This window comes from Nostoc sp. ChiQUE01b (assembly GCF_034531255.1).
Taxonomy (GTDB): domain Bacteria; phylum Cyanobacteriota; class Cyanobacteriia; order Cyanobacteriales; family Nostocaceae; genus Nostoc.
The window spans coordinates 1-19,361 of sequence record NZ_JAVRBM010000096.1; the positions used below are offsets into that span (position 1 = coordinate 1).

16 protein-coding genes and 1 pseudogene are annotated in these 19,361 nt (G+C 42.1%); 13 read left to right on the forward strand and 4 right to left on the reverse strand.

Annotation, left to right across the window (positions count from 1 at the left end):
- The first annotated feature begins 1,045 nt into the window (after positions 1 to 1,045).
- From RMY63_RS35495 to RMY63_RS35510, 4 genes are all read left to right on the forward strand, one after another.
- Entirely contained in the window at positions 1,046 to 1,615 is a 570-nt protein-coding gene (locus RMY63_RS35495) for a photosystem I assembly protein Ycf4 (protein WP_322733190.1), read from the forward strand.
- A gap of 163 nt (positions 1,616 to 1,778) precedes the next feature.
- On the forward strand, positions 1,779 to 2,579 hold the full coding sequence (locus RMY63_RS35500) for a peptidylprolyl isomerase (protein WP_322733191.1): 801 nt from the start codon (positions 1,779 to 1,781) through the stop codon (positions 2,577 to 2,579).
- Positions 2,580 to 2,712: 133 nt separating this feature from the next.
- Complete coding sequence (locus RMY63_RS35505; protein ID WP_322733192.1) at positions 2,713 to 3,858, forward strand: beta-ketoacyl-ACP synthase; 1,146 nt, start codon at positions 2,713 to 2,715, stop codon at positions 3,856 to 3,858.
- Positions 3,859 to 4,474: 616 nt separating this feature from the next.
- Positions 4,475 to 5,764, forward strand: coding sequence for a Glu/Leu/Phe/Val dehydrogenase (locus RMY63_RS35510; RefSeq protein WP_322733193.1), 1,290 nt, complete (start codon positions 4,475 to 4,477; stop codon positions 5,762 to 5,764).
- 96 nt (positions 5,765 to 5,860) lie between these two features.
- Here the strand turns inward: RMY63_RS35510 and RMY63_RS35515 are convergent, their stop codons facing one another.
- Positions 5,861 to 7,000 carry a Gfo/Idh/MocA family oxidoreductase gene (locus RMY63_RS35515; RefSeq protein WP_322733194.1) on the reverse strand — a complete coding sequence of 380 codons (1,140 nt, stop codon included), beginning with the start codon at positions 6,998 to 7,000 and terminating at the stop codon, positions 5,861 to 5,863.
- Between the two features lie 555 nt (positions 7,001 to 7,555).
- On the opposite strand from RMY63_RS35515, the gene RMY63_RS35520 reads away from it, so the two are divergent.
- The 8 genes from RMY63_RS35520 (at position 7,556) to minE (ending at position 14,220) form a co-directional block, all read left to right on the forward strand.
- Complete coding sequence (locus tag RMY63_RS35520; RefSeq protein WP_322733195.1) at positions 7,556 to 8,128, forward strand: transposase; 573 nt, start codon at positions 7,556 to 7,558, stop codon at positions 8,126 to 8,128.
- 524 nt (positions 8,129 to 8,652) lie between these two features.
- On the forward strand, positions 8,653 to 8,931 hold the full coding sequence (locus RMY63_RS35525; RefSeq protein ID WP_322733196.1) for a hypothetical protein: 279 nt from the start codon (positions 8,653 to 8,655) through the stop codon (positions 8,929 to 8,931).
- A gap of 161 nt (positions 8,932 to 9,092) precedes the next feature.
- The gene (locus tag RMY63_RS35530; RefSeq protein WP_322733197.1) at positions 9,093 to 9,608 is read left to right on the forward strand and encodes a DUF29 domain-containing protein; all 516 of its coding nucleotides are present in this window, start codon (positions 9,093 to 9,095) and stop codon (positions 9,606 to 9,608) included.
- A gap of 40 nt (positions 9,609 to 9,648) precedes the next feature.
- Positions 9,649 to 10,311, forward strand: coding sequence for a hypothetical protein (locus RMY63_RS35535; protein ID WP_322711332.1), 663 nt, complete (start codon positions 9,649 to 9,651; stop codon positions 10,309 to 10,311).
- A 56-nt stretch (positions 10,312 to 10,367) separates the two neighbouring features.
- Entirely contained in the window at positions 10,368 to 11,690 is a 1,323-nt protein-coding gene (locus RMY63_RS35540) for a four-carbon acid sugar kinase family protein (RefSeq protein ID WP_322733198.1), read from the forward strand.
- Between the two features lie 174 nt (positions 11,691 to 11,864).
- Positions 11,865 to 12,908 carry a septum site-determining protein MinC gene (minC, locus tag RMY63_RS35545; protein ID WP_322733199.1) on the forward strand — a complete coding sequence of 348 codons (1,044 nt, stop codon included), beginning with the start codon at positions 11,865 to 11,867 and terminating at the stop codon, positions 12,906 to 12,908.
- Between the two features lie 172 nt (positions 12,909 to 13,080).
- Positions 13,081 to 13,887, forward strand: coding sequence for a septum site-determining protein MinD (gene minD / locus RMY63_RS35550; RefSeq protein ID WP_322733200.1), 807 nt, complete (start codon positions 13,081 to 13,083; stop codon positions 13,885 to 13,887).
- Positions 13,888 to 13,923: 36 nt separating this feature from the next.
- Positions 13,924 to 14,220: a cell division topological specificity factor MinE gene (minE, locus tag RMY63_RS35555; RefSeq protein ID WP_322674880.1), complete on the forward strand. Its 297-nt coding sequence runs from the start codon at positions 13,924 to 13,926 to the stop codon at positions 14,218 to 14,220.
- Positions 14,221 to 14,436: 216 nt separating this feature from the next.
- Here minE and RMY63_RS42020 read toward each other — a convergent pair.
- The 3 genes and pseudogenes from RMY63_RS42020 to RMY63_RS35565 form a co-directional block, all read right to left on the reverse strand.
- Positions 14,437 to 14,578 (reverse strand): annotated as a pseudogene (locus RMY63_RS42020) (IS110 family transposase); the annotation flags it as partial.
- Between the two features lie 368 nt (positions 14,579 to 14,946).
- Complete coding sequence (locus RMY63_RS35560) at positions 14,947 to 15,546, reverse strand: macro domain-containing protein (RefSeq protein ID WP_322733201.1); 600 nt, start codon at positions 15,544 to 15,546, stop codon at positions 14,947 to 14,949.
- A gap of 484 nt (positions 15,547 to 16,030) precedes the next feature.
- Entirely contained in the window at positions 16,031 to 17,365 is a 1,335-nt protein-coding gene (locus RMY63_RS35565) for a hypothetical protein (protein ID WP_322733202.1), read from the reverse strand.
- A gap of 975 nt (positions 17,366 to 18,340) precedes the next feature.
- Between RMY63_RS35565 and fmt the strand changes: the two genes are divergently transcribed.
- Positions 18,341 to 19,345, forward strand: coding sequence for a methionyl-tRNA formyltransferase (gene fmt, locus RMY63_RS35570; protein ID WP_322733203.1), 1,005 nt, complete (start codon positions 18,341 to 18,343; stop codon positions 19,343 to 19,345).
- Positions 19,346 to 19,361 lie beyond the last annotated feature (16 nt).

Sequence of the window (19,361 nt, forward strand, 5' to 3'; positions counted from 1 at the left end):
CGTCTAGAACGTCAAACCACCCTCTACTGGGCGCGCGTCCAACTGCGATGGTCATCGGACTAAAATCCTCTTTTTTTACTAAAATTGCAACGTTTTTAAGGCAGCACGGAGAGCCAGTGTAACCGACTGCCGTGAGGAATTAACGTTTTTTTGACAATCTCAACTGCTTTTAAGTAACTGAGATTCTGAGAGTTTGCTGACTAGTTAAGTCATTATTTCTCAGGGTTATGACATTACACGTACCATCGGCTAGTAATCTAGCTTGTGGTAACTTAATGATTCTTAACTTATCACATTAGTCAGGGTTTTTGCCTGATACGCAAAAGCAAATGAGCTATGAAACACGAACCTTATAAATAATATGAATATCAGAATTTTTACAATTTGACACAACTTTTCTCAGAAATCTGAAAAAATTTAATGCAGATGGACGTAGGTAGGTAACTCATTTCAAGAGGCAGAGGGGCAGGGAGATGGGGGAGCAGGGGAAGCAGGGGAAGCAGGGGAAGCAGGGGGAGATGGGGGAGATGGGGGAGCAGGGGGAGCAGGGGGAGATGGGGGAGATGGGGGAGATGGGGATAAAAAATTTTTATCAGTAATTGGTTAAGTGAAGAAATTTTATAACGTGCTCTAACAAAATTATATGGGTAGCAGGAACAGGGAGAGGCGCAGTTGAGTTTTTGTCAACGATGTTTGGTAAAATGCGGATAGTCACTTCGCCGCCACGGTCTTTGATACACCTCTGGAAAACCTATGTGAAACCTTAGACAAGGAGAAAGGAAGTTGGCACATCTTGACTAAATACAAATAGCCTAAGTGGTTTGTCCCGTAGTACAAGTAAGCCAGCATTATCTGGGACAGTAAAATTTGTAGCGTACAAAGTGAAAAATTTCTAGTCTGCGGCAGGGTTCCCGTGGACTTCAAACATAGCTCTGGGTGCCTCTTAAGCAATAGCCGGATTGGCACAGGAACCCACCACTCTATGCAAAAGCATTTAGTGTGCTTTGTATGTGACAACGAGTATCTCACGGACAATGGTAGTTCAATGACGACATCAACAACGATTAACAAAGGCGATCGCCTCCTGCACCAAAATGTTCTCGGTTCTCGTCGGTTCAGTAACTACTGGTGGGCAACTATCGTTACCTTGGGAGCAAGCGGCTTTTTATTGGCTGGAATATCCAGTTATTTAAAAGTTAATTTACTCATAGTTTCCGATCCTACTCAACTGGCATTCGTCCCCCAAGGATTAGTGATGGGGTTATATGGTGCAGCTGGCTTGCTATTAGCCACATACCTGTGGCTAGTAATTTTATTGGATGTAGGAAGCGGTTACAACGAATTTGATCTGGAAACTGGCGCAATCAAAATCTTCCGCTGGGGGTTTCCTGGCAAAAACCGCCAAATTCAGATTGATAGCCGCATAGAAGATGTCCAATCTGTACTAATAGACGTAAAAGAAGGTCTTAACCCCCGTCGCGCCCTCTTTCTACGCATTAAGGGACGGCGAGATATACCCTTAACACGGGTTGGACAACCCTTATCTTTAACAGAGTTAGAAACAGAAGGCGCAAAGTTAGCCCGCTTTTTGGGAGTATCGTTAGAAGGACTTTAAGGGAGTGGGGAGTGGGGAGTGGGGAGTGGGGAGTGGGGATGAGGGAGCAGGGGGAGATGAGGGAGTGAGGGACAAGAATTAATAACCAATGCCCAATTCCCAATGCCCAATTCCCAATGCCTTTGAAAACGATAAGATACTCTGGTTAAATCGGTAACAGGCAATGCGGTTAAAAATTTCACAATTTTTACTTTCTCTTGTGATTATCAGTGTCTTGATGTTGGGAGGATGTTCGACACAGCAAGTCGCTTCTAATAGCTCTTCTCCAAACTCGACAGCTACCTCGACCACAAGCGAGGCAAGCACCAAGACAACTACTGAAGCAACTTCTGTATCTCAAACTATTAGTGAGAGTATTCCTGGAATAACAGATTTACCAAGATTAGAAGGCAAGGCTACTGTGGTAATCACGGTTAAAGGTTCGCCGATTACTATCGAAGTAGACGGCACTGATGCCCCAATTACAGCTGGCAACTTCGTAGATTTAGTGCAAAAGGGTGTGTACGATGGTTTAGCTTTCCATCGAGTTGTGCGCGAACCCCAACCGTTTGTAGTTCAAGGGGGCGATCCTCAAAGCAAAGACCCGAAATTTCCAGCAGATAGACTAGGAACAGGTAGCTATATTGACCCAAAAACGGGCAATGCTCGTTATATACCTTTAGAAGTTAAACCCAAAGGTTCAGATACTCCAATTTACAATAAACCATTTGATGCTACTGCTCAACCCGTCGTATTGCCCCATAAACAGGGTGCACTAGCGATGGCGCGATCGCAATCACCCGATTCAGCTTCTGCCCAGTTTTACTTTGCTTTGGCAGATTTGGCGTTCTTAGATGGTAACTACGCCGTGTTTGGCAATGTCACTCAAGGTTTTGATGTCGTAAACAAAATTCAGCAAGGCGATCGCATTGACTCTGCTAAAGTCACCCAAGGTGCTGAAAATCTGAAAACACCAAGGCAATAAGAGAAAAAGGGCAGGGGGAGCAGGGGGAGATGAGGGAGCAGGGGGAGATGAGGGAGCAGGGGGAAATAAGCGAGTAAAGAAAGCAAACAAACGATTATTCTTCCTTATCTCCCTCATCCCCCCAAATTGCAAATTGGTTAAGGTTTGTGTCACTGGTATTGGTTTAATTTCCGCTTTGGGTGGAAGCTTAGAGAATAGCTGGCAAAATTTAATTGCAGGTAAATCTGGAATTCGATTACATCAACCATTTCCAGAACTTACACCACTTCCTCTAGGTTTGATTGGTCAAAAACCATCTCAGTTAACAATGTTGACTCAGATGGTTGTTGCTTCTGCTTTGCAAGATTCTAGTTTAGTTTCACCTTTAACTGATTGTGCTGTAGTCATTGGATCGAGTCGCTCTTATCAAGCGTCTTGGGAAGTTCTGGCGCGGCAAATGTATGAAGATGCGGCAAATTTGCCCGTGTCCTCTTTTGGAAATTGGCTAGATACATTACCTCATATCAATGCGATCGCAGCTGCAAGACAAATAGGTACATCGGGGATAGTTTTGGCACCAATGGCAGCTTGTGCCACTGGAATTTGGTCTATTGCCCAAGCAGCTTTACTTATCCAAACTGGGCAATGTCAACAAGCGATCGCAGGTGCAGTGGAAGCACCAATTACACCCCTAACTTTGGCTGGGTTTCAGCAGATGGGTGCTTTGGCGAAAACTGGGGCTTATCCGTTTGATTTGCACCGGGAAGGCTTAGTGTTGGGTGAAGGCGCGGCTGTGTTTGTCTTAGAATCAGCAGAGTTGGCGAAACAGCGTCAAGCAAGAGTGTATGGTGAAATTCTCGGTTTTGGCTTAACTAACGACGCATATCATGGTAATTCACCAGAACCTGAAGGGAAAAGTGCGATCGCTGCCATCAAACAATGTCTAAAACGTAGTTGTCTCTTACCAAACGATATCGATTATATTCATGCTCATGGCACAGCTACTCTGCTAAATGACCAGATGGAAAGTATGGTAATCCAGCGTTTATTTCCCCAAGGCGTGGCAGTTAGTTCTACCAAGGGAAGCACAGGTCATACATTAGGAGCGTCGGGAGCATTAGGTGTAGCTTTTTCTCTCATGGCGCTAAAGCATCAAATATTACCACCTTGTATAGGATTGCAGCAGCCAGAGTTTGATTTAGATATCGTGACAGCAGCACGTCTAAGTAAAATTCGGCAGGTACTATGTTTGAGTTTTGGCTTTGGGGGACAGAATGCTGCGATCGCGTTAGCAAGGTAAAATAGTCTGTTAAACATGATTGATAAGCTTTTTTTAAGCATTAGTTGCAAAGATATAAGCAATTGCTGCTAACGTTGAAACATTTATAAGTTTTGTTTAAGCATTTCTTGCAAAGATATAAGCAATTGCTGCTAACGTTGAAACATTTGTTGCAAAGGTTTAAACATTTGTTGCTAACGTTGAAACATTTATAAGTTTTGTTTAAGCATTTATTGCAAAGATATAAGCAATTGCTGCAAAGGTTTAAACATTTGTTACTAACGTTGAAACATTTACAAGTTTTGCTTAAGCTTTTCTTGCAAATGCTCAAGCAATTGTTACTAACGTTGAAACATTTACAGGTTTTGCAATACCTTTGCGAATTTACAAGGGTTCAACCAAATTTTTATTTTGCTAAAGGGTCTTAAATCCACTTATTCATGCGCCAGTCATACAGAATACCCAACTGAATTCTGATGCCTTGGCGCAGCATCTTTGGCTTTGCTTCTAACTCCTGAATTCTGTTTGATAAAAATGTAACAAAAACTACAATATTCCTATTTTCCCAAAAAACAAGGATAAGCTAGGCATATATGAGATCCGGTTCGTAAAGATACCGTGATTAGGAGAAAATTTTATGATTTCAAAATCCCTATTGCTGCCAGAACCAGCTTCTCCAGGGCATATATGCCCATTTGACCAAGCCTGTAGCTACTTAGAAGCAGCAGCTAAAGAATTAAATTTAAATCAGGGTTTGCTGGAAATTCTCAGCCACCCACGTAAGGTTGTCACGGTTTCCATTCCCGTGAAACTAGATAATGGGGAAATACAAGTTCTTGCTGGACATCGTGTGCAACACTCCGATGTTTTAGGCCCATACAAGGGCGGAATTCGTTACCATCCGGCTGTGACACTGCGGGAAGTATCTGCTCTAGCAATGCTGATGACTTGGAAATGTGCCTTGTTAGGTATTCCTTACGGTGGTGGAAAGGGTGGCATTGCTATAGATCCAAAACGCTACAGTGTTGGTGAATTAGAGCGAATTAGCCGCCGTTATATTAGCGAGTTAATTAAAGATATTGGGCCTTCCGTAGATATTCCTGCACCAGATATGGGTACTTCTGCTCGTGAGATGGCTTGGATGATGGACACTTACTCTGTAAATGTTGGTCATGCTGTACCGGGGGTTGTAACTGGGAAACCCCTTTCGATTGGTGGTTCCCTGGGACGGGAAATGGCAACCGGACGTGGCGTGATGATTATTGTGCGTGAGGCGCTGGCACAGCAAGGTAAAGCTTTAGCAGGGGTGCGAGTAGCTATTCAGGGTTTTGGTAACGTTGGTAGTGCCGCAGCAGAATTATTATATGAAGCAGGCGCGAAAATTATCGCGGTTTCAACTGGTGCTGGTGGAATATTTTCCGAAGTTGGTCTTGATATTCCCAAGTTAAAAGTCTACGCTGCTGAAAATCGCAAGAGTATTGTGGGTTTCCCGCAATCTGTACCAATTAGCAATGCAGATTTATTAACTTTACCGTGTGATGTCTTAATACCAGCGGCTTTGGAGAACCAAATCACTGAAGAAAATGTGAATCAGGTGCAGGCGCGAATTGTCGCAGAAGCAGCTAACGGCCCAGTTACTCTTGAGGCTAACTTGGCATTAGAGGCGCGGGGTGTGACAGTGCTACCAGATATTTTGGCGAATGCTGGTGGTGTAGTAGTCAGTTATTTGGAGTGGGTGCAGGGTCTTTCTTACGTATTTTGGGATGAAGAGCGCGTCAACCGCGAAATGGAACATTTGATGGTACAAGCTTACCATCGGGTGATTCACCAGTCGGAGGTACGGCAAATTTCTTTAAGGTTAGCAGCTTACACTTTAGGAGTAGGTAGAGTGGCTCAGGCGCTGACTGATAGAGGTCTTTATCCTTAAGATTTGGACATACACAGCAGTTTTTAATTGAATAGAGAACATATAAGGGCACAACAATATATTGTGCCCTTATATGTTCTCATTCTTAAACCAACCTTATGACTGCCCAGAAGGTTCAGCAGCATGAATCAGGTCTGGCTTTTGGTCAGTAGGAGGACGCTCAATAGTTTGGGCTGATGTGGGACGTTGATGGCGTAGTTTACCGCCGCAGGCATCGCGAGTTTTTATCTGCACAGGTTGACCAGTTTCAATTGACTGATAAAGTGCTTGAATAATACTAACATCAATCAACCCTTCCGTTCCAGATGGCTCTGGGTCTTTATTTTGCAGAATACAATCAGAGAAGTAGGTAAATTCAGCTGCTAATTGATCGTGATCCTCAAAAGTTCGCTCTTGAGTTTCACCATTAATTGTCAGGTAATGCTTGATTTCTCCCTGCCAAGCATAAGCAGGTTTTACTCGTAAATCGCCTTGAGTACCTACAACCTGATAGGTTGAAACACTTGCCCCTCCAAAGCTACAAATAAATGTTGCCAATCGTTCATTCGGGAAACGTAAGATGACACTAGCCATTTCTTCCACTTCGCTGAAGCGTTGTTCTCCATTATTGGCAGCTACAGCAAATACTTCAATTGGTTCATCTTGAAATAGATAACGTGCAGCATTAATGCAGTAGATGCCAATATCATAGAGCGTCCCACCACCTGTAACATCTCGTAAACGAATATTGCCTTCTTCCACTTGCTGAGTAAAAACTGAGTTGAAAATTCGTGGTTCACCAATTTGCTTTGAATGCAAAATTTCAACTGCTTGTAAATTGGCTTCTTCTAAATGTAAACGGTAGGCAATCATCAGCTTCACATTATTATCATTAGTAGCTTTAACCATTGCCTCACACTCTTCTTCTGTTACTGCCATTGGCTTTTCACATAATACATGAATTGCCTGATTAGCAGCTCGCACAGTATAGTCGCAATGCAAATGATTAGGCAGCGCAATATAAACTGCATCAACCTCGCCACTTGCCAAACAGTCTTCATACTCCTCGTAGGAGTAAGTATGCTCTATACCATACTTTTTGCTCAGTTCTTCGCTTTTAGTGGGGTCATCTGAAACTAGCGCCACTAATTCTGAGTTGTCGGTGTTGTCAAAGGAAGGTAAGGCAGCTTCTTGGGCAAACCAACCTAAACCAACAACGGCGTAACGAATTTTGCCCTTACCATTTGTAGTATTCATTTTTCTAATCTCTAAGGAAGAAACATTTTTGTAATTTATAGGGGTGAGAATTTGGAGGTTGATGAATGGGATCTCGTATATTCTGAATGACTTGGTAAATTAAAACCTCATTCTTTCAGTAAGCTTTAGTTTATACTTAAGGAATATTTGGGGTATTGCACCTTAACTGAAATTCATAACCTCAGTATGATGGATACTGAGTATGTAGCGTTAGCAGCCCAAAGCTATGACCCCAACCTTGAATTAATAGAAGTTGAATAAGTGTATGGTGATACAAATAGAATCAAAAACTCAGACTTTATACGACCAAGATTATTACCTTCTACCGTCATAGGCATCGCTCTAAGGTTTTAGTTTATTCAAAAAGAGCGATCGCACCAAATAATCATGTAATGGAAAGTGCGATCGCTCTGTGTCGCTTACATCAAAAGTGCGTAGTTATACTGTCGTAGGCATCGCTTCTCCTAGATCCCCGACTTCTTTAAGAAGTCAGGGATCTGAAGTAACTGATGTGTTAAAAGGGAATACTAAAGGCAACACCTCAGATTATTGCCTATGCCGCGACGACAAATTACCTTGCAACTTGGCAACTTTTATCATATCTATAATCGGGGTAACAATCGCCAAATAATTTTCTTTGAGCGTGAAAATTATATTTATTTTCTCTGCTTGATAAAAGAACATCTGATCGCCAATGCAGTAGATATTGTCGCTTACTGTTTAATGCCCAATCATTATCATTTTTTGGTTTATTTGAGAGATGAAACCCTGTCTGATGCCATGAAATCTCTCTCCCTCTCTTACACAAAGGCAATTAATAAGCGTTTTAATCGCTCTGGCGTATTATTTCAGGGAAGGTTTCAAAGTATTGAAATTTTACAAACTGATTATCTTGTCAATCTCTCACGCTACATTCATCTAAATCCAGTGAAAGCAGGACTGGTACAGCAACCCGGAGAATGGGAGTTTTCCAGTTATTTGGAGTATGCAGGATTACGAGCAGGAACACTACCCAAAACAGAGTATATTAAAACGCAGATTGAGCAAGAGTCAGCTTATCAGCAATTTTTGGCGGATCATAACCTACCTGATAGCACTGGCTTCAAAAGACTGTTGCTAGATGATTAGCCTGGGATATAGATCCCCGACTTCTCTAAGAAGTCGGGGATCTGAATGACGTGTGGTCAAAAGTGCGTAGTGCCGTGGGCATCGCATAAAATCATCGTGCCGTAGAAAGTGGAAGACTAGATCCCCGACTTCTTGAAGAAGTCGGGGATCTGAATGTTCTGTGGTAAAAAGTGGGATCGCTTCAAGCAATCTACTAATTAATCAAATAGTTCTTGTGTGCGTTCAAGATTAAATTTTTTCAAAAATCCATTGCTGACTGTGCCCTCTATGTTCATCAGCCAAAAGCACATATCTTTGGGAAAATACTGTGAATTACTAAGTTATTAGTTTGAGAAAGCGATCGCCATTGTTACTTTTACTGAGATTAGTTTTACTCGCCAAGAAAATCTACGAGTATCACCGCAAAAAACTTTGCGAAACCCCGCAAAATAATTTGCAGACTTACGAACCCATCTAAAAACCCAATTCTGCTAAGTGTTGAAGCATCGATTTATCCAGCAGCTATCAGGGTTCAGGTTCCAATTATGAAATTCCCCATACAAAGACTGCATATTATCCTCACCACAGTCTCTTTACTGTGCGGACTCAGTTTACCCGCCTTTGCTCAACAAATTTGGTCAGGAACAGGCAGAATTGTCAGTGGTGCAGCCAAATGTATTTTAGCGATCGCCAATGATGCCTCAATTATCAAACCTACCACCTATGAACGCCCAAAAGGTGGCTATGGCAGTAAGATGATGGATGCAATCGCCTCTGAACTTCCAGATGGTGTATGGAAAATGTCAGCTTTACCTGATGGATAAGTGCAAGTCACACTGAGTTGGCGTTTATCTTAAGTCGAGTTGAGTTAAGAAATTCATCCACACCAAACCCGATTAAAATAAATACGCAACTTGGACTTCCAATTGTATAGAAGCTCAATTGAGCTAGATTAAAAAAAATAGTAGGAGAGTTCGGCTAGTGTATGGTGAAACCAATAATACAATCAGCAACTCAAACCTTATACGACCAAGATTATTATCTGTGGCTGATGACAACCATCAACCAACTTCGCCCTGGTCAGTTTTTATCTGTAGATTTAGATAATTTGTTAGAAGAATTAGGAAGTATGGGTAGGAGCCAGAAGCGAATGGTGAAAAGTCTGTTAATTCGACTTTTTGAACATCTGCTTCAGCTCACATACTGGGATGTGGAACGGGAGCGCAATGAAGGACATTGGAAAGGGGAAATCAGAACTTTTCGTAGAGAGATTAAGGATGAACTCAAAGATAGTTCTAGTCTTAAACCTTACATTTTAGAAATATTTGATGAATGTTATCAAGATGCAAGGAAAGAAGCAAGCGATGCCTACGGCGGTAAACTACGCTCTCAACTTGCCATTGACATATTCCCCTCTATACCCATTGACTCTTTAGAACAAATCTTAGATGAAAACTGGTTTCCTGAATATAACCACAATCATCACGGTAAACCCGATTAAAATGAATACGCAACTTGGGTTTCCATAGGAGTATGCAGACGTGCAGCCGGACTTAATAGGCTTGGAAATTAGTAAGGGGGAACTGAGACGTTTGACTGGATTCGATCCAGAAGACGTTTTTCGACCCTCAGTTTTGCGAGATGGCAAAAAGCGATTAGGGTTTTTTATCAGTGAAATGCTGGTGACGCTGGCGCTAACGCCAATAATTGTAGGCTTTGTTTACGCTTTTATTATTCTGCCAACAATTGGTTCTTCAGTTCGACTAGGAATTCTTTTACTAATTTTAGTGCCAATGCCGATATTGGTGGGGCGATGGCTGTGGCGACAATTAACCTGTCCTGAAGGACTGACAATACTTTTAGATGAAGTTGATAAATATCATGACCTAGTTGCTGCCATCGATATCAATGACCAATTGGCAGCATCAGGAAACGTAGAAAGCAGTATCCATGACCGAGATAAAGTAACCGCCGCCCTGCAACTAATTCGAGAAGATTTAGTCCGCGCTCTGAAAACGGAACGAATTTTGCGAGATAATAAAAAATTGCTTGCAAATAACCAAGAGTTATTTGTGAATAATTTAGCTAGTCTGCGAGCTTTACAAGTTAGTAGTCAAGCAGGCGAATATGCTCAACTGCTAAATCAATCATTGCAAATTGCGATCGATGTCCAAGCAGAAATCAGAAAATTGCAGAAAGGCTGAGTAGAGATTACCTCTGTTGATGAATTTCCCAGAAAACAATCGCCCCGTTGACTTAAATGAGCAACAAACCCAAAATAATTGTCCTGGATGATGACCCTACAGGTTCTCAAACAGTCCACAGCTGCTTGCTGCTAATGCACTGGGATGTGGACACTCTACGCATAGGTTTGCAGGATGATTCCCCGATTTTCTTTGTGCTGACTAATACTAGATCGCTCACGCCAGAGTCAGCCGCATCTGTCACTAAAGAAGTTTGCCATAACCTGAAAATCGCTTTGAATGCTGAAGGAATTGACGATTTTTTGATTGTCAGCCGTTCTGATTCTACTTTGCGGGGGCATTATCCCATTGAAACAGATGCGATCGCCCAAGAACTCGGCCCTTTTGATGCTCATTTTCTCGTCCCAGCTTTTTTTGAGGGTGGACGCATCACCCGCGACAGCGTGCATTATTTGATGATTGGTGGTGTACCCACCCCAGTCCATGAAACCGAATTTGCCCGTGATTCAGTCTTCAGCTACCATCACAGTTACTTACCCAAGTACGTCGAAGAAAAAACTCAAGGACGAATTAGTGCTGAAGCAGTAGAAAGGTTTCTCCTAGCTGATATTCGCGCTGGTAGTTTGGAACGATTGTTACAACTTTATGGTAATCAGTGCGCTGTTGTAGATGGTGAAACTCAAGATGATCTCAACCGCTTTGCAGTAGATATATTAGCAGCTGCAAGTCAAGGGAAACGCTTTCTATTTCGCAGTGCAGCAAGTATTTTAACTGCTTTAGCCGCTTTACCACCCCAACCCATTGCTGCCGAAAACATGGGCGAGTACGTGCTACAAGGCAAACCAGGTGCAGTGATTGTTGGTTCCCATGTGAAAAAGACTACCCAGCAATTAGAGGCGCTGTTGCAAGTAGAGGGAACTGTAGGAATCGAAGTGAATGTAGCGCGATTACTTGATGATGCAAATCAATCTGCGGCATTGCTAACTGAAATTCAAGAAAGTACACGAGCGGCACACAAAGCTGGCAAAACACCAGTGGTTTATACTAGCCGTCAGGAACTGAATTTTAAAGATGTCAAGACACGATTGGAGTTTGGAGAACAAGTTTCAGGTTTATTGATGGATATTGTCCGCAGTTTACCATCTGATATAGGATTCTTAATCAGCAAGGGTGGTATTACTTCTAATGATGTTTTGAGTACTGGACTAGCTTTAACTTCAGCCCGTTTACTCGGTCAAATTTTAGCTGGTTGTTCAATGGTGTTAACGCCATCCGATCATCCTCAATTTCCTGATTTGCCTGTGGTGCTGTTTCCAGGTAACGTTGGCGATGCTGATGCCTTGGGGACAGTTTATCAGAGGTTAACCGTGCCAATTTAAGATTTTAGATTTTAGATTTTAGATTAAAGAATCTTTTGGTTCATGTCAGACTAACGTCTTGCTAGGCACTTTCAACCCTTGTGAGTGACACCAATCCAAAATCTAAGTTGCGCTGGAAGCGCACCAAAGGTGCGACCTAAAATCCAAAATTTGTTGTCTTTTGGCTAGTACTGCATGACTTCTGATTCTACGATTCCCAATCGAAAGTCAAATTCTGCACTTCCTAATGCAGAATCAAACTCTATCCTTTCTGAGATAGAGGTAAATTCTACTGTTTCTGATGTAGAGTCAGATTCTATCCTCCCAGATGCTGAGTTAAAATCTGTCCTGCTTTATTTAAAATCAAATACCGTCCTTGGGGATGTAGAGTCAAATCCTACTGATCCAGATGTAGAGTCAACAAATACTGATGCCGGATCGGATTTTATCCTGACTGATTTAAATCCCAATGAGTTAGCATTACCAGGGCATCGTGCAAATGATAATACTCAAGTCCAGTTAAAAAGTAAGGAGGGACGACTTTTATTAATTTTGCCCTTGGAATCTCAAGTATCTGCCTCAGAACTCACTTGGTCTGATATTTGGCAACAAATAAGGCAACGTCTGAGTGCAGGCGATCGCTTCCGTGTATCTAATACACCTGTGCATTTAATGGCACAAGACCGTTTGGTAGATGCTAGACAACTCCAAGAACTCGCCGAGGCTTTGAGTGAAGTCCAACTCCGACTGATATCTGTCTCGACGAGTCGGCGGCAAACGGCGATCGCTGCCGTCACATCAGGGTATTCAGTAGAACAATTACAGCCCATAACTTCCCTGAGTTCTGAGCCAACAGCTATAGCAATCCCCCAAGAAGATGCCCTCTATTTAGAAATGACAGTCCGCTCTGGAGTAGAAATTCGTCATCCTGGGACAGTAATTCTCTTGGGAGATTTAAATCCAGGTGGTATTGTAATTGCAGATGGAGATATTATTATCTGGGGTCGCCTACGTGGAATCGCTCATGCTGGGGCTGGAGGCAATCGTGAGTGTCTGATAATGGCCTTGCAAATGGAACCAACCCAACTGCGGATCGCAGATGCTGTAGCTAGAGCACCAGAAAAACCGCCAATGCAGTTTTTTCCAGAGGTGGCACATATTACGCCCCAAGGAATTCGGATCGCTAGGGCGACTGATTTTTCCAGAAACCAATTCACCAAGAGCAATCAAGAACCATAAATATTTACTTAAAGAATGAAGTATATAAGTAAGGATGAAATAAAACAAATATTCATGCCTCACCCTCATCAGGGAGAACAGATATTTCTTCATACTTGATACCATACTTCATACTTTATACTGCAATTTACTGTTTTATATTTCCTGAACCCTCATTGACCGCATTTCTATCATGACTCGCATTATTGTGATTACCTCCGGTAAAGGAGGAGTGGGTAAAACCACAGTTTCAGCAAATTTGGGTATGGCTTTAGCCAAAATGGGGCGTCAAGTTGCTTTAGTTGATGCGGATTTTGGTCTGAGAAATTTGGATTTGCTGTTAGGGCTGGAAAACCGCATCGTTTATACTGCGGTAGAAGTCTTAGCCAGAGAGTGCCGTTTAGAACAAGCCTTAGTGAAAGATAAGCGCCAACCCAATCTCGTACTCCTGCCGGCAGCCCAAAATCGCTCCAAAGATGCAGTCACACCCGAACAGATGAAGTTATTGGTGAATGCACTAGCGCAAAAATATCAGTACGTAATAATTGATAGTCCTGCCGGGATTGAAAATGGGTTTAAAAATGCGATCGGCCCGGCCAAAGAAGCGCTAATTGTCAGCACACCAGAAATTTCTTCAGTTCGCGATGCCGATCGGGTAGTAGGGTTACTAGAAGCACAAGGTATCAAGCGTGTTCATTTAATAATTAACCGCATCAGACCCGCAATGGTGCAGGCAAATGATATGATGTCAGTGCAAGATGTTCAGGAACTTCTCGCCATTCCCCTGATCGGGGTAATCCCTGACGACGAGCGTGTTATTGTATCTACCAATCGTGGCGAACCCTTAGTGTTAGCGGAAAATCCCTCTTTAGCTGCCACAGCCTTTGAGAACATTGCTCGTAGATTAGAAGGAGAAAGTGTCGAATTTCTGGAGATCGACTCGTCCCAAGACAGCATCTTCGCCCGCCTACGAAGGTTGTTGTGGACAAAGATTGTTTAACTTACCTTTCCAGTCTCCGCCCCAGACCTATTCGTAATGATTGAACTTCTAGAAAAACTTTTTTTTCGCGGCCCTGATAGCAGTCGAACTCAAGTTAAACGTCGCCTGCAATTGGTGATTGCTCACGATCGCGCTGATATAGACCCTCAAACGTTGGAAAAAATGCGGAAAGAGATCCTAGATGTAGTCTGTCGCTATGTTGAAGTTGAGACAGAGGGCTTAGAGTTCTCCTTAGAAAGCAACCAACGAACCACAGCTTTAATCGCCAACTTGCCTATCCGCCGGGTGAAGGGTGCTATACCAGAGTGGGAGAGAGGTGATAAGTCTCTCTAGTTTTAATTTTAAGTATTTTTATTTATGATCTAGTCAAATTGTTTGTTCGTAATAAGGACTAAAGTCCTGGCTTTGAGGACTAAAATCTTCACAACAAACTGCTTTTTATAAGTAGGTTGGCACAATAAAACCAAACTATGTGAAGAAAGATAAACTAGACTAAAACCCTTTCTTAAGAAACCGTATTTGCTTCGGGCTGGGGAACAAGCTCACGGCAATCGCTCGAATAATTGTCATCGCAGTAGTACCAGTGATATCACTGACAACTTTATGCAGCTGCACGTTCATCTGGGTTAAAGTATGACTGCATCCGTTGAATGTGAACACAAGCACTTTTGATCGGACTATCCCGGTGGCGGATATACAGCAGTTTTCATTTGCATGAAGTACAAAGTTACGGGTTTTGAGGCAGGAGGCAGGAGGCAGGAGGCAGGAGGTAGAAACTCTTTATATTTGATAAATCAGTCTTGGTTGTATCTCACTTACTTGCAATCTGCTGTAACTTTGCAAAGCTTCTGTCACTTTCTGGATATTATGAATAAAAGAATCAAAAGATAAAACTCTACAAGTTAAGTATAGTAAAAGCTATCAATCTAGGTTGGGTTGTAGCTTGCTTCCCCGTAGGGGTACGGTAGTGAAACTCAACATTAACAAAGAGCAAATGTTGGGTTTCGTTCCACCTACAGATATTATAAGTGTTTAACCAAACCTGATATAACTCCTGCTTTACCTAAATTCTCCTCCTTCCCATATCTGAAGTTGTCTTTCAGCGGCAACTATGCAATTGAGATGCTTGGGTGGATACAAAAAATGATCGTAAGCTAATGCCATCTGTCTAGCAGCTTCAGTATATGGCACTCGTCCTATTCCTGTACCCAATCCAGGACAAGCAATGGTGTTAATTTTTTGCTTGGCGTGTTGGTTATGGTGGCGAACTGCCAGCAGCATCGCCCACATCGCTATATAAGAAATATCTGTCCCAGCAATAATCATGGGAACTCGCATCGTAGGGGTATGAGCCAAAAAAGGATGCTTGTAATGACGTGTTTCCACAATCATTGATGTTCCTACAGGCTGTTCACCCAAATAATCCTCAAGAATGCGCTGCTGGACTCTTGCCATTAAAGAGTGACCGAAAAAACGGATAATTGCCGCATCTATGCCACCATCCATCATTCCAAAAGAATTAGCAGGGCTGACCACACAATCAAAATCTGGCAACCACTCGAAGTAGTTATTCACTATTTCTACATTAGGTAAATAATTAAAATGCTGTTGAAAGGCTGCACACAACAAAGAGTCAGGAGCTACCAATATCAATTTCAAGCTTTATTTCCTCCGCTTGAATACCTATTTTAAAGGTCAGCTAGGGCAAATATCAACGGTTTTAAGGATGTATTCAAAACCTTTCCCCTTTAACCGAACCCAATTAAATAGTATTGCTATTATTCCCGAAACAGCTTATTCACTCTACAATACCTGTGCCAAAACAAGAGCCTACAAAAATTTTGGCAAAACTGGCAAATGTATAAGCTTTAAGAAAAATTGTAGGTTGGGTTAAGCAAAGCGCAACCCAACAAAGCCCCGGAAATGTTGGGTTTCGTTCCTTAACCCAACCTACACACTACACACTTTAAGGCTTTTGGCGCTAACCCAAGCGTATTGAGGTCTTGGGGCACAAATGAATCCTCCGGTCTTCGTTGTACTAAGCACTGCATAGCCTTAACTGAACCGTATTGCATTAGGGATATATAAAAAAATCCCGTTGTCAGCAGTGACGATAACGGGAGGATGTAGGATTTTTTATAATCTATCGATAGGCAACTTGTGGGCCTGCCCAAATTTCTGTCACCTTTTTACCAAAAGTAATCGGCTGATCTTGGTCTGTTGTGGGTAAAGTCTTACCATCATTAGCGACTTGCATTAATGGCCAGTTTTCCTCACCTAATTCACCTGCACGGAACAATACATGATCTGGTTGCTTTTTACTCCAGCCTAACAATACGGCAATTTTTTCATGTTCTTCGTCACTAACAGGAGCAACTGTGTTAGCGTGATTTTTTTGCCGATCCCAAATCACTGCACTATCTGTAGAATCACCTGTGTTAAATATACCTTCAAACTTGCGTGCTAAGAAGCGATCGCCTTTTTCTGACCAGCTAACTGGAACTAATACCCCAATTTGACCACTCGGATCAGTTTCTGCTGACGACTCCGCTTTTACTGCCTTTACCTTTAATAAAGGATCGCTAACTGGAGTTGTTGAAGCCATCACCCACAATTTCTTAGTGTGCATATCTTGGACAAACATAACACTGGTGACACGGCTGTTGTACATTTGGGGTTTTACCTCCAGTTGCACCCGGCTATAAATAGCATATTTACCATCTGGAGAAATCACGGGTACGCTGCGATAGTGACGCACTCCAGAACCACCATTAGAAGCAATAGCTTCTTGAGTTGCTGTAATCCATTTCCAAGGAATCGGATGAGGACTACCGATGGGATCTATTTGTTCTGCTTGCGACTCATTAACTGTTTCCACAACAGGTATTTCGGTCGTTGTGGTTGATTGAGATTCTCTAATAGTTGGTGCTACTTGAGTTGCTATCAATGATTCAGTAAAAGACTTTTCTCTAGAGAGATAATTTTCTTGTCCTTTTAAAGACTTGACATTAGCAGCTTTAAGTTTGCGTATTAAATTAAGTTGACCAACAGGAACATCTGTTGATGGTGCGAGTTCAACTGCTGCCAAAGAATCGGGAACAGTTACATCGCTTAAATCTAAATCGCTGCTTGACAGATAATTATCTACTTGAGCTGAAGACTCAATTTTATTCGCTGGTAATACTTGCGGTTCCTGAACAGCAGTACTTTGTGTTAGCACAGAGTCAAATTCTTCTGTTATCGATTCGATTTGATCTGTTTTTAATGTTTCAGCTATCTCAGGTTCCCCAACTACAGCTATTTCCTTTGATACAGAGTCAGATTCTCCAGCCATCGAAGTTAGTTTATGTACTTCGGATCTTACTGGGATCGAGTGAGCCGATGCTCCTAATAAAGGTGCAAGTAGTATCACAACGACAACATAATTGAGAAATGGTTGTGTGCGGAACCATCCTGACAGCAAAAGGGGTTTAAGCATTTGTAGACTCTCTAGAGGGGGCAATTGCTATGTGAGAAGCAATACATCAACAGCAGTGGGGCAGGTGGTAGTTATATGTATAACAAGAAACTAAAACTAATGACGAAATAATATCTTCAAAGTTTGCAGAGTTTTACAAAAATTAAGTATCATTGTCTACACCTTTTCTTACTGAGGTACTGAATATTTTTTGGCAAAAATATGCGAGTATAGTAAATATGCTGAGAACTCAGTAATTACTACACGATATATAATGTCGCTATACTCCACCACACCAAAAATAATTCTTAGTTAAGAAATATTTCGGGTATAGTTTGAGGAATGAGGCTGGCAAATAAGAGTCAGATAACTTAGTTTTATCGGGGATCGTACTAGCGATCGCTAGTACACAGCAAATAAGCTAGGTTAGCCACTAAATATAACAGCGCAAACCCTCATGATGGTAAACGTGAGGCGTTAATTAAAAACCTGGGAAAGCGGACGCATAATACATCATACTCAGAAGATATTGCTATCAGCAACCCAAAGTTATAAATTGCTATCTAAACTATAAAAATAGTTAAAAGACGCAATAATCTTTCGGAAATTTAACTACATTTAAAGCTAATTTCGGGAAGACGATCAAGAACACAACAAAATTCACTCGGTAGATGCTCTAGCGACTCGCAAAGAAAAACCACTAAGTGATTAGTTTCACTAGAGGCAAATGCGGCTGATACTAGCTGTTACGCTTGTCAACTTAACCCGGCAAGTTAATCAAGCAGCCTTTGGTTTCATGAATACGAAAATATTGTACCACCAAACAGCCAATATTATTTACAGCTAACAACTGTATTTTGCAGCTGCGTCCCAAATACAGGAGCCTGCTAGATGCTGGCTGAGTGAATTCTATTTCAACATGCAACTTAAATGTTGTCAGTTATTAGGGGCGCACTTACGATTAACTAATGACTCACAACTAACAACTAATTATTAATGAAAATTGTATTTTTTGGTACACCCCAGTTTGCTGTACCCACCTTGGAAAAGTTATTGAATCATTCAGAATTTGAGATGCTGGCGGTTGTCACCCAACCAGATAAACGCCGGGAACGCGGAAATAAACTTACACCAACACCAGTAAAAGCGATCGCTACTGCTCACAATTTACCAGTATGGCAACCCGAACGGGTGAAAAAAGACACTGAAACTTTAACCAAACTCAAACAATTAGATGCAGATGTGTTTGTTGTTGTCGCTTATGGACAGATTTTATCGGCAAAAATCTTAAATATGCCGAAATTGGCTTGCATTAATGTGCATGGCTCGATTTTACCTAAATATCGCGGTGCAGCGCCGATTCAGTGGTGTTTGTATAACGGTGAGAAAGAAACGGGGATCACCACCATGTTAATGGATGTGGGGATGGATACCGGTGCAATGCTCCAAATAGCCACTACACCGATTGGATTACTGGATAATTCCCAAGATTTAGCCGACAGACTAGCAGAAATCGGTGGGGATTTGTTGGTGGAAACTTTGTTGAAGTTGGAACGTAAAGAAATTCAACCAATTCCCCAAGATAATTTAGCAGCTACTTATGCGCCTCTGATTCAAAAACAAGATTATGCTTTGGATTGGTCAAAAAGCGCGATCCAATTACACAATCAAATTAGAGGCTTCTACCCTAACTGCACGGCTACCTTTCGCGATCACCTGTTGAAAATTACTGCTTCTGCTCCTCTTGGTTCTGTAAGCGATCGCGATCTCCCAGCAGAATTACAAGAATTAATACATAAATTGCCTGATTTGTCAAATGTATCAGATCAACCGGGAGTTGTAGTCAGCATTGTCAAAGGAATTGGCGCAATCGTCCAAACTGGGGAAGGTTTATTGCTGTTGCGAGAGGTTCAGTTAGCCGGTAAACGTCCCCAGTCGGGATGGGATTTTGTTAATGGTACGCGCTTAACTGTGGGAGAAGTTTTTGGTGCGGGTAGTTGAGGGGGATGAGGGAGAA

Coding starts and splice junctions, on each gene's coding strand:
- RMY63_RS35495 (WP_322733190.1), top strand. CDS start 1,046: ATGACGACATCAACAACGATTAACAAAGGCGATCGCCTCCTGCACCAA.
- RMY63_RS35500 (WP_322733191.1), top strand. CDS start 1,779: ATGCGGTTAAAAATTTCACAATTTTTACTTTCTCTTGTGATTATCAGT.
- RMY63_RS35510 (WP_322733193.1), top strand. CDS start 4,475: ATGATTTCAAAATCCCTATTGCTGCCAGAACCAGCTTCTCCAGGGCAT.
- RMY63_RS35515 (WP_322733194.1), bottom strand. CDS start 7,000: ATGAATACTACAAATGGTAAGGGCAAAATTCGTTACGCCGTTGTTGGT.
- RMY63_RS35520 (WP_322733195.1), top strand. CDS start 7,556: ATGCCGCGACGACAAATTACCTTGCAACTTGGCAACTTTTATCATATC.
- RMY63_RS35525 (WP_322733196.1), top strand. CDS start 8,653: ATGAAATTCCCCATACAAAGACTGCATATTATCCTCACCACAGTCTCT.
- RMY63_RS35530 (WP_322733197.1), top strand. CDS start 9,093: ATGGTGAAACCAATAATACAATCAGCAACTCAAACCTTATACGACCAA.
- RMY63_RS35540 (WP_322733198.1), top strand. CDS start 10,368: ATGAGCAACAAACCCAAAATAATTGTCCTGGATGATGACCCTACAGGT.
- minC (WP_322733199.1), top strand. CDS start 11,865: ATGACTTCTGATTCTACGATTCCCAATCGAAAGTCAAATTCTGCACTT.
- minD (WP_322733200.1), top strand. CDS start 13,081: ATGACTCGCATTATTGTGATTACCTCCGGTAAAGGAGGAGTGGGTAAA.
- minE (WP_322674880.1), top strand. CDS start 13,924: ATGATTGAACTTCTAGAAAAACTTTTTTTTCGCGGCCCTGATAGCAGT.
- RMY63_RS35565 (WP_322733202.1), bottom strand. CDS start 17,365: ATGCTTAAACCCCTTTTGCTGTCAGGATGGTTCCGCACACAACCATTT.
- fmt (WP_322733203.1), top strand. CDS start 18,341: ATGAAAATTGTATTTTTTGGTACACCCCAGTTTGCTGTACCCACCTTG.